General features: G+C 53.9%; 11 protein-coding genes and 1 other annotated feature. Of the genes, 1 reads left to right on the forward strand and 10 read right to left on the reverse strand.

The genetic code is table 11. The features are described 5' to 3' along the window. Positions 1–213 precede the first annotated feature (213 nt). The 3 genes from mdh to citZ all read right to left on the reverse strand — a co-directional run bounded on the left by mdh (position 214) and on the right by citZ (position 3,662). The gene (gene mdh / locus NYE74_RS25800) at positions 214–1,155 is read right to left on the reverse strand and encodes a malate dehydrogenase (protein WP_036624388.1); all 942 of its coding nucleotides are present in this window, start codon (positions 1,153–1,155) and stop codon (positions 214–216) included. A 12-nt stretch (positions 1,156–1,167) separates the two neighbouring features. Further along, positions 1,168–2,463 carry an NADP-dependent isocitrate dehydrogenase gene (icd, locus tag NYE74_RS25805; RefSeq protein WP_036624390.1) on the reverse strand — a complete coding sequence of 432 codons (1,296 nt, stop codon included), beginning with the start codon at positions 2,461–2,463 and terminating at the stop codon, positions 1,168–1,170. A gap of 86 nt (positions 2,464–2,549) precedes the next feature. Then, complete coding sequence (citZ, locus tag NYE74_RS25810) at positions 2,550–3,662, reverse strand: citrate synthase (RefSeq protein ID WP_036624392.1); 1,113 nt, start codon at positions 3,660–3,662, stop codon at positions 2,550–2,552. Between the two features lie 350 nt (positions 3,663–4,012). Between citZ and ytvI the strand changes: the two genes are divergently transcribed. Beyond that, entirely contained in the window at positions 4,013–5,131 is a 1,119-nt protein-coding gene (ytvI, locus tag NYE74_RS25815; protein ID WP_036624394.1) for a sporulation integral membrane protein YtvI, read from the forward strand. An 8-nt stretch (positions 5,132–5,139) separates the two neighbouring features. Here ytvI and argS read toward each other — a convergent pair whose 3' ends face one another. From argS to NYE74_RS25850, 7 genes are all read right to left on the reverse strand, one after another. Continuing rightward, entirely contained in the window at positions 5,140–6,984 is a 1,845-nt protein-coding gene (argS, locus tag NYE74_RS25820; protein WP_036624395.1) for an arginine--tRNA ligase, read from the reverse strand. Positions 6,985–7,040: 56 nt separating this feature from the next. Further along, positions 7,041–7,265 (reverse strand) — a binding site (T-box leader). 42 nt (positions 7,266–7,307) lie between these two features. Beyond that, a complete protein-coding gene (locus NYE74_RS25825; RefSeq protein WP_036624396.1) occupies positions 7,308–7,700 on the reverse strand; it encodes an FxsA family protein in 393 nt (130 codons plus the stop codon). A 381-nt stretch (positions 7,701–8,081) separates the two neighbouring features. Further along, positions 8,082–8,501, reverse strand: a complete 420-nt coding sequence (locus NYE74_RS25830) for an acyl-CoA thioesterase (RefSeq protein WP_036624397.1) — start codon at positions 8,499–8,501, stop codon at positions 8,082–8,084. Positions 8,502–8,616: 115 nt separating this feature from the next. Beyond that, complete coding sequence (gene pyk / locus NYE74_RS25835; RefSeq protein ID WP_036624399.1) at positions 8,617–10,038, reverse strand: pyruvate kinase; 1,422 nt, start codon at positions 10,036–10,038, stop codon at positions 8,617–8,619. Between the two features lie 192 nt (positions 10,039–10,230). Then, the gene (locus NYE74_RS25840) at positions 10,231–11,433 is read right to left on the reverse strand and encodes an acetyl-CoA carboxylase carboxyltransferase subunit alpha (protein ID WP_371861071.1); all 1,203 of its coding nucleotides are present in this window, start codon (positions 11,431–11,433) and stop codon (positions 10,231–10,233) included. Next, complete coding sequence (accD, locus tag NYE74_RS25845; protein WP_036624400.1) at positions 11,434–12,327, reverse strand: acetyl-CoA carboxylase, carboxyltransferase subunit beta; 894 nt, start codon at positions 12,325–12,327, stop codon at positions 11,434–11,436. A gap of 94 nt (positions 12,328–12,421) precedes the next feature. Next, positions 12,422–12,610 carry a hypothetical protein gene (locus tag NYE74_RS25850; protein WP_036624401.1) on the reverse strand — a complete coding sequence of 63 codons (189 nt, stop codon included), beginning with the start codon at positions 12,608–12,610 and terminating at the stop codon, positions 12,422–12,424. Positions 12,611–12,949: the final 339 nt, after the last annotated feature.

The following is a 12,949-nucleotide window of genomic DNA, read 5'->3' on the forward strand; positions in this document are numbered from 1 at the left end:
ACTTGACTGGCAAGGCAAGCAAGGATTATAAGGTTGAGCCAGACACCTCTTCTGTCCGCCCCTCTTAATTCTTTGAACACCTTCAATTCAGGGACTCAAGCTGATTTTTGCTCTGCGAGAAAGTTGAGTTATAAATCCTTAATCTTAAAAAAACCGCCCAGTTTTAAATGGGCGGGTTTTAAGGGCAGAAATAAACAGTGGATTATCCAACGATCAACCTTTCACGACCGCAATTATGCTTCTGACGGAGGCGGCGGATTGGTCGAGCGCGGCTTTTTCCTCGGCTGTCAAGGCAAGCTCGAACACCTTTTCGATGCCGCCCCCGCCAAGAACGACCGGCACGCCCATGAACAAATTGTCGTAGCCGTATTCGCCTTCAAGCAAGGCGATCACCGGCAATATCCGCTTCTTGTCCTTGAGAATCGCTTCGGTCATCCGCACCAGCGACGCCGCAGGTGCATAATAAGCGCTGCCGTTGCCAAGCAGGCTGACGATTTCGCCGCCACCGGCGCGCGTCCGCTGTACGATCGCTTCGATGCGGTCCGGCGGGAGCAGTGTGTCGATAGGAATCCCGCCGACGCTGGAATAGCGCACGAGCGGGACCATGTCGTCGCCATGGCCGCCAAGCACAAAACCGCGCACATCTTCCACGGAAACGTTCAGCTCTGCGGCGATAAACGTGCAGTACCGGGCCGTATCGAGGACACCGGACTGGCCGATGACGCGGTTTTTCGGAAAACCGAGCGTTTGGTAAGCCACGTAAGTCATCGCGTCCACCGGGTTGCTGAGGATAATGACCGTGGCATCCGGGCAGTAATTCTTCACGTTTTCGCATACAGAGCGGACGATGGTCGCGTTCGTGTTGACGAGATCGTCCCGGCTCATCCCGGGTTTACGGGCGATCCCCGCCGTAATGATAACGATGTCGGAGCCGGCCGCATCCTTGTAGGAGGAAGTGCCGACGATCCGGCTGTCGACCCCTTGAACCGGGCCGGCCTCGAGCATATCAAGCGCTTTGCCCTTCGTTGGGCTTTCCAACTGCGGAATGTCAACCAGCACAACGTCCCCAAGTTCCTTTTGCGCGAGCATAAACGCCGTGGTTGCGCCGGTAAAACCGGCGCCGACAACGGTTATCTTTTTGCGTTGGATAGCCATGCGGGGGCCTCCCTACATGTTTTTGATCACTTCATCGGCAAACTCGGAGCATTTCACCTCTTTGGCGCCATCCATCAGGCGGGCGAAGTCATAGGTTACCGTCTTATTGTTAATCGAAGTTTCCAGTCCTTTGTAAATGAGGTCAGCCGCTTCCTGCCATCCGAGATGCTCAAGCATCATGACGCCGGACAAAATGACGGAGCCCGGGTTCACGACGTCCAGATCGGCGTATTTCGGCGCCGTGCCGTGCGTCGCTTCAAAGATCGCATGCCCGGTAACGTAGTTGATGTTCGCCCCCGGCGCGATCCCGATGCCGCCCACTTGCGCAGCCAAAGCGTCGGACAAGTAATCGCCGTTCAGGTTCAGCGTGGCGATGACGTCAAAGTCGGTCGGGCGCGTCAGCACCTGCTGCAGCGCGATGTCGGCAATGGCGTCCTTCACGATGATTTTGCCGGCTTCCTGGGCGGCCTTTTGCGCTTGATTCGCCGCTTCCGTACCCGACTGCTCCTTAATCCGGTCATATTCGGCCCAGGTGAACACTTTGTCGCCGAATTCCGCTTCAGCCACTTCGTAACCCCAGTTTTTGAACGCGCCTTCGGTGAATTTCATGATATTGCCTTTATGCACCAGCGTAACGCTCTTGCGGCCATGCTTGATCGCATATTCCACGGCGGCGCGGACAAGGCGCTTCGAGCCTTCCTCGGAAACCGGCTTGATGCCGATGCCGGACGTTTCCGGGAAGCGAATTTTTTTCACGCCCATTTCGTTTTGCAGGAACGCAAGCACTTTCTTGACTTCCTCGGAGCCTTCCTTGTATTCGATTCCCGCATAAATATCTTCCGTGTTCTCCCGGAAAATCACCATATCCACCAGCTCCGGATGCTTCACCGGGGAAGGCACCCCTTCAAAATAGCGGACAGGGCGCAAGCAGACGTACAGGTCCAGCTCCTGGCGGAGCGCCACGTTCAGCGAGCGGATGCCGCCGCCGATCGGCGTCGTCAGCGGTCCCTTGATGGCCACAATATACTCGCGGATCGCGGTCAGCGTGTCAGCCGGCAGCCACTCTCCGTAGGCATTGAAGGCCTTTTCCCCGGCAAAAACCTCGTACCAGGCGATTTTCTTGTCGCCGCCGTAAGCTTTCTCCACGGCGGCGTCCAATACGCGTTTGGATGCTTTCCAGATATCGCGGCCGGTGCCGTCGCCCTCGATAAACGGAACGATCGGGTGGTTCGGCACCTGCAGCTTCCCGTCTTGAATCGTAATTTTTTCACCTTCGGTAGGGAGATCAAACTTTTCCAGCTTCAACATGTTTTCGGTTTCCTCCTCGTTGATCGTTTCAACTATTCACGGTCTCCATTTTATCATAAATCGCCATGGAGCTCCCGCACTGCTGCTTATCTTAGTTCAATCGGTACGTAAGTCTGGTTCGTGGCCCCTACATATTCCGCGCGCGGACGGATCAGCCGGTTGTCCTCAAGCTGCTCCAAAATATGCGCAGTCCAGCCGGAGAGGCGGCTGATCGCAAAAATCGGCGTAAACAAATCGCCCGGAATGCCCAGCATCGTATAGACGGAAGCGGAATAGAAGTCTACGTTGGGCTTCAACCCTTTTTGCCCCGTTACGAGCTGATCCACCTTGACGGAAATGTCGTACAGCGTCGAGTCGCCTTTGAGCGCGCTGAGCTGACGGGACATTTTCTGCAGATGTTTGGCCCGCGGGTCCCCGTTTTTGTAAACGCGGTGTCCGAAGCCCATAATCTTCTCCCGGTTCGCCAGCTTCCGCTGAATATAAGCTTCCGCCTGATCCAGCGTGCCGATTTCGTTCAGCATTTTCATCACCGCTTCGTTGGCCCCGCCGTGGAGCGGCCCCTTCAACGTTCCGATCGCGGACGTCACCCCGGAGTAGATGTCCGACAGCGTTGCGATCGTTACGCGCGCGGAGAACGTGGAAGCATTGAGCTCGTGGTCCGCATGCAGCACCAGCGCCTGGTCCAGCGCCCGGACAGCGATCGGGTCGGGCTCTTCGCCGGTCAGCATGTATAAGAAATTGTGGGCGATGGAGACGCCCTTCAGCGGAGCCAGCGCTTCCTTGCCTTGGCGGATGCGGGCAAACGCGGCAACCAATGTCGGAATTTGAGCTTGCAGCTTGATCGCTTTTTTCAAATTGCTTTCGCGTGTGTTGTCGTTGGCGTTCTCATCGTACAAAGCAAGAGCCGATACGGCAGTACGAAGCACTGCCATCGTGTTGGCATCCTGCGGGTACAACTTCATCTGCGCGAGAACCGCCTCCGGAACCGCGGCATAGTCGCTCAGCTGCCGCTGCAGCCGTTCCAGCTCGGACTTATTGGGCAGTTTGCCATTCCACAGCAAGTAAGCCGTTTCTTCAAAACTAGCGCGTTCGGCCAGATCATCGATATTAATGCCGCGATAGCAGAGCACGCCGTCATGAATGGAGCTGATCGAGGAAGTTGCCGCAACAATGCCTTCCAGGCCTTTCGTAGCTGTCATGATACATCTCTCCTTTGTTAACATTTTGTGAGCAACAAGCTGTGAAAACATTTTCAAATTAAAATTTTAAATTTTTATGAACTGACGCGAAAACGACCCTGAAAAAAGGAATCACGCTATAAATCCTTACTAATCCATCATACTGGATTTCTCGGAGCATGGGAACCCGCTACGGCGCAGCCCGTCAGATCAAAAATTTCTTTCACGATCATAAAGAATTTTTGTAAACGATTTCAGTTTTGCAATAAAAAATGTCACATTAATTGAAAAAAGTAGGCTCGTCATACTCCCTGCTGACCGATAATATCATAGAACTAGGACATGTATTCACGAAAAAGGAGAAATGCCGTTTGGATAGCGTAGTCGTCAAACGCGTATTGCGCGGAAGCTGGATTTGTGTCGTCGTTGTCGGTTCCCTCGCCGCGGTTTACTGGCTGATCCCGCTCCTGTACCCGTTTCTGATCGCCTGGCTGATCTCCTATGCGATGAATCCGTTTGTCCTCTGGCTTCAGCAAAATATGAAGCTGCCAAGGTGGCTGGCGGTTACGGTCTCGCTGCTCGTCTATTTCGGCAGCGCCGCCATCATCCTGTCCGCGGCGTTGACGCGGCTCGTCAAGGAGCTGATCCATCTGGCCGAGTCCTTCGACGTCCGCATCGAGGAGTGGAGGCGCCTGTTTATCTCCTGGACGCAAAGCGACAGTATCCAGTCGATTCTTAATGAAATCAACCGTTTTATCGCCGACAATCCCGGCTATGAAAATACGATCCACAAAAACATCGACAACACCGCGGAAAAGATAGGTTCCGCCGTTTCGCACCTCGTCAACAATTTTTTAAACATTGTGGTAGGTTTGATATCTTCGCTGCCGAACCTCGGCGTCATTCTCGCCGTCATACTGCTCGCGACTTTTTTTATCAGCAGCCATTGGGAGCGGGACATGCGCTTTCTGGCGCGCAGCATTCCCGCCCCGTTCCGGAGAACCGCCGGCGACATCTGGAAAGATCTGCAAAAGGCTTTATCCGGCTACTTGCGCGCCCAGTTTATCATGATCTCCATTACCGCCTTCATCGTGCTGATCGGGCTGCTGATTTTGGGGGTGGAATCGGCGTTCACTTACGCTCTGCTGATCGGGCTCGTCGACCTGCTGCCTTATTTGGGCGTAGGAACGATCATGATCCCCTGGCTCATCTATGCCTTTGCGACCGGCGACATGACGCTCGGCATAGGCCTGTCGGTCCTGTACGGCATCATCCTGGTCGCCAGGCAGCTCATCGAACCGAAAGTGCTGGCCAGCAGCGTCGGCCTTGACCCCTTGCCCACCTTGATCGCCATGTTTGCCGGTCTGAAGCTGTTTGGCGTGCTGGGCCTGATCGTCGGGCCCGTGACCCTGGTCGTCCTCGGCGCGGCCTTCCGCGCCGGGGTGGTGCGGGACTTGCGCAATTACATCCTGCACGGAAGGTTGAGGTGAAAAATTCCCTACATTCGCTCGGGCGCCTGCAGGCCCAGGAGACGCAGCCCGTTGTACAGCGTGATTTGCACGCATTTTACCAAAGCGGCCCGGGCTTCCCGCAGCTCGCGATCATCGACAAGCACCGCACATTCACGATAAAAACGGTTGAACGCCTGGGCCAAATCGAGCAAATAACGGCTGACGATGGAAGGCTCCATTTTGTCCGCGGCCAGCTGGATCCGTTCCGGAAACTGCGATAACCGCTTTACCACCTCGTACTCCGCCGGATGCTTCAACAGCTCGGTTTTTGCGCAGCCGCAGCCGTCTCGCCCATCGCCGCGTGTATCCTGTTGTTCCATTTTACGCAGCAGGCTGCACGCTCTGACATGCGCATATTGCAGATACGGCCCTGTTTCCCCTTCAAAGCTTAGCGCTTCTTCCCAGGAGAAATGGATGTCTTTGATCCGGCTGCCGCTTAAATCGTGAAAAATGACCGCCCCGACGCCCACCTGCCTTGCCACTTCGTCCTTTTGCTCCAGATGGGGATTTTTTAGCCCGATAATCTCCCGCGCCTTCATCACCGCCTGTTCCAGCAGTTCCTCCAGTTTAACCACATTCCCCTTGCGTGTGGACAGGCCGACTCCTCCCAAATCCACCCGTCCGAACGGAACATGCACCAAATCCGCCGCCCAGGGGTACCCCATCAGCTCCACCACCTTAAACCACTGTTTAAAATGCAAGCTTTGCGAGTAATCCGTCACATAAACCGCCTTATGAAAATCGTAGGCCTGTTTGCGGTAGAGCGCGGCCGCCACGTCGCGCGTATGATACAGCGTGCTGCCGTCCTGCTTGAGCATCAAAGCCGGGGACATAGCGAAGGCGTCCAGCTTCACCAGCCAAGCACCCCCGTCCTCTTCCAGCAGCTGCTTGTCCCGCAGCTCCCTGATCACCGAAGCGGTTTTGTCATTGTAAAAGCTTTCGCCCGTCACATAGTCAAAACGCACGTCAAGCAGCCGGTACACTTTTTCGAACTCGGTCATGCTCAAAACAACGAACTTCCGCCACAGCCGCAAAGCTTCTTCGTCGCCCTGCTCCATCTTCGCGAACCAGGCGCGCGCTTCATCCGCCAATTCCGGCCGCTGCTCCGCCTCATCATGAAACTGAACATACAGGCGAAGCAGTTCGTCGATCGCCCCCGACGCCAGCCGTTCTTCATCCCCCCATAAACGGTAGGCGACGATCAGCTTCCCGAATTGCGTCCCCCAGTCTCCCAGATGATTGACCCCGATCACGCGGTATCCAAGACAGGAGAAGATCCGGTACAGCGCGCTTCCGATCACCGTCGAACGCAAATGCCCGATATGAAAAGGCTTGGCGATGTTGGGGGAGGAATAATCGATGACGATCACGCGGCCTTGGCCGATATTTTGTTCCCCGTATTTTTCGCCGGCGGCGTCTATTTCACCGATCACTTCCCGGGCAAAAATCCCTTTGTTCCAATGGAAGTTCAAATAGCCCGAACTTGCCTCAAGGCGCGAGATCGCGGAAACGTCAGCGTGCGTGTGAAGGAGATTCGGCGCATCCGGAGCGGCCGGTTGTTTATCCGGCTGCTTCTCCAGCTGTTTTTTCGGCTGTTCCCCTGACTGTTCCCTCGACTGTTCCCCCAGCCTGCACTCCAGTTTCTGCTTCAGTTCCAGCGCGATTTCCTGCGGCGGCTTGCGAAGCTGCTTGCTCAGCTTGAAACAAGGCAAAGACAGATCCCCCATCTCCTCCTCGGGCGGATATTCCAGCATCGCCTCGATCTCTTCGGCGGCGATTCCGGCAAGGCTCTGCGCCACTAGACAGGCCGTCATTTTTCTCCATTTTTCCATAAACGAAACCCGCTCCCTTATCCAAAATTCAGCAAACAAAAAAGGCCCCCGTCTCAAAAAGAGACGAGAGACCTTTGGTTCCCGCGGTGCCACTCTAAGTGCTAACCATAATTAGCCACTCTATACGTATAACGGCCTGTTGCCGGATTTGCCTACACTTGTTCCAGGTTCGGCAAACCATTTCCCGGGTCCGCTTCATTCACGCCATTCGTACCGGCTTCCACCCTTCCGGCTCGCTGTGACTATCCGGCATGAACTACTATCCCGTTCATCAATGTTAACGATGTAATTTTAAATATATATACTGGAAAAAGCACAAAAAGTCAACGCCGGAAATAGGTGATCGTGCCATCCTTCATTTTTTTATGGATCCATTTCATCAGCGGGAAACGGTACAACGGCCGGGTTAGCGGAAACACCATCGTAAACCCGATGATATCCGTCACAAATCCGGGGATCAATAGCAGGATGCCGCCGGCAAAAACGCAAATGCCGTCCAGCACCATCCGCCCGGGAATCTGCCCGCCGGTCATTTGGGCTCTGGCATCCGCCAGCACCTTGCGCCCTTCAAACTGCATCATCAACCCGCCGATCACCGAAGTGGCCAAGGTCAAAAAGATCGTCTTCCCGACCCCCAATCTTTCGCCGACAAACAAATATCCCCAAAATTCCACAAGCGGGACGATGATGACTAAAGCAGCAATCCATTTACGCATATATATAAAACTCCTTTAAGAGGTAGTTCAAAAAGTCATCTTTTGAAGATTTAAGAATGAATAGTCACCGAAGCGTTTCTTCCTTAAATCGCAAGAAAAACTTCATCTTAGGGCGGTCTGTCTTCTTTGATTGTTCATCGATAGAGTTTTTCTTATCACGAAGCAAATCACGAAGCGGATCGGGCGTCGAATCTTGAATTCAGCCGGACCTTCCGTTGCTCACGTACCCAAAACGTACGCTCCGCTACTCATTCCCTAGCTTCATCCAACCTTCTCGGTGCTGAAAAGCCGACTTTTTGAACTCGCACTTTATCCTCGCAGCATAATAAAATATTGATCGTATATATGTATTTTACCGCTACAAAGGAGGAGAATCAAAAATCATGGTTTGCTCGCTTCCTCAAAGGCCGCAAACCACTCGGGAAATACCTTTTTAAACTGGACCGGCTTGAAATCCTCGCGCCGTACAACGTAGTGGGAGGACGAACCCTCTACGCAAAGCACGCCTTCGCCGTTAAACACATGGTACCCGTAAACGGTCTTCACGCCGCCGTTTTCGATGATCCATGTCTTAAGCAGCACCTTGTCGCCATAGCGGATGCCCTTTTTATACTCCACCTTCATTTCATGAACCGGAGAAATATATCCCGCCCGCTCCATATCGATATATTTAAAGCCTAGGTCCTCGCACAGCTTCGAACGTCCCGCCTCAAACCAACCGAGGTAGTGGGCGTGATAAATAATCCCCATCATATCGAATTCAAAATATTTTGGCTCTATCGCCAGTTCGCTGACATACACGTGATCCCCCGCTCCTTTCTCACGCTGCAAAAAAAGCAATGGTTCCCGTTTTACAGGGTTCCCCATTGCCTTTTTTTAAATCGTTCGCACGATCGCTGCTATATACTAAATGGAACTACTTGCGGATTTGGCCGATTTTGATCAAGTTGGTAGAACCGGAGCGTCCAAGCGGAACCCCTGCGGTAATGACAACAAGATCTCCTTCCTTCACCACTCCGGAATCCAGGCCGCCCTTCATCGCCTTGTCGAACATTTCGTCCGTGGACGAAGCAACCTGGCCCTTCACCGGCGTAACGCCCCAGTTCAAAGCCAAGCGGCGCAGCGTCTGGTCTTCGGTCGTCACCGCGATGATCGGCGCTTTCGGACGATATTTGGACACCATCCGCGCCGTATAACCCGTTTCCGTGGAAGTGATAATCGCTTTGGCGTTCAGTTCCAGCGCGGAGTTGGCCACCGCCTGGCTGATCGCTTCCGTAACGGTCGTTTGTTGGGCGTTGCTTTGTTTGATGAAAATTTCACGGTATTCGAGGCCGGATTCGGCTTTTTCCGCAATGCGGGCCATCGTCAGCACCGATTCCACCGGATATTTCCCGGCAGCCGTTTCCCCGGACAACATGATTGCGTCCGTACCGTCGAAAATCGCGTTCGCCACGTCGCTCGCTTCGGCGCGGGTCGGTCTCGGATTACGCTGCATCGAGTCGAGCATTTGCGTGGCGGTAATAACCGGTTTGCCGACGCGGTTGCATTTCTCGATCATCTTTTTTTGCACCAGCGGCACGTCTTCGGCAGGGATTTCCACGCCAAGGTCGCCGCGGGCTACCATCAAACCGTCGGACACTTCCAGGATTTCGTCCAGGTTGTCGACGCCCTGCTGGTTTTCGATTTTGGAGATGATTTGAATATGGGTTGCGTTATGTTTCTCAAGCAATTGACGGATTTCAAGCACGTCGCTCGCTTTACGAACGAAGGAAGCGGCAATAAAATCGATGCCTTGCTCGATCCCAAACTTGATATCGTTAGCGTCTTTCTCGGTGATGCCTGGCAGGGAAATGTTAACGCCGGGAACATTAACGCCTTTCTTGCTCTTGATGGTGCCGCCGTTGACGATACGGCATTTGATTTCCGTACCTTGGATGTCAACTACCGTCAGTCCGATCAAACCGTCGTCGATCAAAATGGTCGAACCTACTTCCACGTCACCCGGAAGCTCTTTGTACGTAATCGAGATGCGATTTTTGTCCCCGAGAATTTCTTCCGTAGTAAGGGTGATGAATTCGTCTTGCACGAGTTCGATCGGTTCTTCCTTCAATTTGCCGGTGCGGATTTCCGGACCTTTGGTGTCCAACAGTATGGCGATTGATTTCCCCAGCTCCGCGCTCGCTTGGCGGATCGTCTTGATCCGGCCTCCATGCTCATCAAAATCTCCATGGGAGAAGTTCAGGCGAGCGACGTTCATTCCGGCCATGATCAACTTTTTGATGTTCTCTAACGATTCACTGGAAGGACCGATGGTACATACGATTTTTGTTTTGCGCATTTGGGTTTCCTCCGTTTTAATAGTTCTCTCTATATAGTCTTTTCCAACAACTAAATTTACTACAATTTTGTCGATTTGTATAGGAAGTTTATCATATTGTCACGAACATTCTATTGTTTTACACTGCGAAAACAATCTATAATAGCCGAAAAATCCGAGGCCAAAGCCCCGATTTTTCGGCTACCGATCGTTTTACTCCTGCTTGTGGACCAATTCCGAGGACGCGTTTTCTTCAGTACCGCCCTCGTTGCTGGTTTCTTTCCCTGCCGCTTCCACTTCGGCAGCCGCTTTCCCGGCGGCGGCTTCCCTTTCGCGGGCCTCTCCGCCGGCACGCCCGGCAGCGCCCGAATCAGCCGGAGACGTCTTTTCCTGGCTAGAGCCCTCCGCCGGCACGGCGGAACCCGCCGGAGATCCCGTGTATACACGCGCTTTCGCCTTTCCGGCCACCGTAAACTTGCCGATTTTCCGGAATTTCCGGTACCGGTCCTCAAGCAGCTCGTCCGCATGCATGATCGACAATTCCTCCAAATGGCGGACGACCGCTTCTTTAATGGCGCTTGCGGTAGCTTCGTAATCGCGATGGGCCCCGCCCCGCGGCTCCGGAATGATCTCTTCGATCACTTCCATTTCCAGCAGGTCCTGGGCGGTAATCTTCATCGCTTCCGCCGCCTGGTCCGCCTTGGAAGCGTCCTTCCACAGGATCGAAGCCGCCCCGTTCGGCGAAATGACGGAGTAAATGGCGTTCTCCAGCATCAGCACGCGGTTGCCGACGCCCAGCGCCAGCGCTCCGCCGCTGCCGCCTTCGCCAAGGACCACGCAAATAACGGGCACCCGAAGCATCGCCATTTCCCGCAGGTTGCGGGCGATCGCCTCGGATTGTCCCCGTTCCTCCGCCGTAATGCCCGGATAGGCCCCTTTCGTATCGATAAACGTAACGATCGGCCGCCGGAACTTGTCCGCCTGCTGCATCAGCCGGAGCGCTTTGCGGAAGCCCTCCGGATGCGCGCTTCCGAAGAAGCGGGCGATGTTGTCCTTCGTATCTTTCCCGCGCTGCTGGCCAAGCACCGTCACGGGAACCCCGTTCAGCTTGGCCAATCCGCCGACGACAGCCAAATCGTCCCCAAACACCCGGTCCCCGTGCAGCTCAATGAAGTCTTCAAAGATCAGGCCGATCATATCCAGGGAAGTCGGACGCTGGTGATGCCGGGCCAGATGCATTTTTTGCGACGGCGTAATCTGGCTGTAAATCTCTTCTTCCAATTGCCGGTACCGTTCTTCCAAACGAGCAATCTCCTCGGCAAAATCGATGCCTTTTTCTTTACCGAACTGCTCCAATTCCTGAATTTTCTCGCGCAGCTTCACAAGCGGCGTTTCGAAAGGCAATTCGCCCGCCATTTATGCTCCTCCCTTCACACCGTGCAAATCCAGCAATTTGGACAGCGTGGCTTTCATTTCCTTGCGGTGAACCACCAAATCGAGCTGCCCGTGCTGCAGGTTGAATTCGGCCGTCTGAAAATCGTCCGGCAGCTTTTGCCGGATCGTCTGCTCGATCACGATTCTGCCGGCAAAGCCAAACACCGCACCCGGCTCGGCCAGAATAATGTCTCCAAGCATGGCAAAGCTGGCCGATACGCCTCCGGTCGTCGGATCCGTAATGACCGATATGTAGAGGCCGCCCTGCTCGCTCAATCGGGCCAAAGCGGCGCTCGTTTTCGCCATTTGCATCAAACTCAGAATGCTTTCCTGCATGCGCGCTCCGCCCGACGTCGAAAAAATAATCATCGGCAGCCGTTTCTCCGTCGCCGCTTCGATGGCGCGCGTAATTTTTTCCCCGACTACGGAACCCATGCTGCCGGTGAAAAAATCAAAGCTCATGACCGCCACAACGGCCGGAAAACCGCCGATAGTGCCTTGTCCGGTCACGACGGCTTCCCGCAAACCCGACTTCAGCGCTTGCTGCTCCAGTTTGCCGGCATACCCCGGAAATTCGAGCGGATCGACGGAGATCAGGTCGGCGTCGAATTCCGTAAAACTTCCTTCGTCCAGCGTGTAGCGGACGCGCTCCAGCGCGTTAAGCCGCATATGATAGCCGCAGGAAGGGCAAACTTTAAAGTTCTTCTCCAGTTCCTTGCTGTACTGAATACTGCCGCAACGGGCACATTTATTCATCAGGCCTTCGGGAATCTCCCGTTTAGGCCGGTCCATCGACTGCGATCCCTCTTCGCTCCCTCGACGTTCTGAAGGAATGGTCGCGTATTTTCTTTTTTTCTGAAACAAGTCTTTAAACACAACTACACCTCTTCAGCCGTTTATATTCATGGCCAGTAATACAGTCATGGATCTATCGCACCGTAGCCTTGCGCCCTTTTGTGGACAATTCCGCCTAAGGATGCAAAATCGAATTCAAAACCTCTTGCACTTCCTCAAGCTCCCCGGAAGGAACCAGAATTTCGAACTGCTGCTTGGATAAATTGACAGGACGTGTTTGGACGAGGAAGCCTTCTTCGGTGAGTTTCGTTTTGATCATATCCGCAACCTTGGCGGTTGGCGCAATATACATTACAGTCCACATGTCCTTTTCAAAGCCCCCTACTTTAATCTTTGAGCCCGTATAATAGAGTTATGATAACATAATTTTCAAATCCCCCGCAACAAAGGGAAAGGTCGCAAAATGGAAGCGGAGCGCGCGAAATCCGTCGGATTTTTAGGCTGTCATCCCGCGCCGTAAAACGCCCCGTTCCCGCCGGAGAGGGGACCCGCGGGCTCCGCTTTGCCGCGAAGCTTGTCATAAGCTGTCCAGCTAAAAAAAGCACTGCCTCTGCTTGAAATTTTATCTTTAATAGCAGCTCCCTTATTTTCAATAGCATTTCCTCTTCTTCAGCGCAACTCCTTTAATTCGGAGGCGGGAGCG

The sequence above is a fragment of the Paenibacillus sp. FSL P4-0127 genome (assembly GCF_038007325.1).
Classification (GTDB): Bacteria; Bacillota; Bacilli; order Paenibacillales; family Paenibacillaceae; genus Fontibacillus; species Fontibacillus macerans.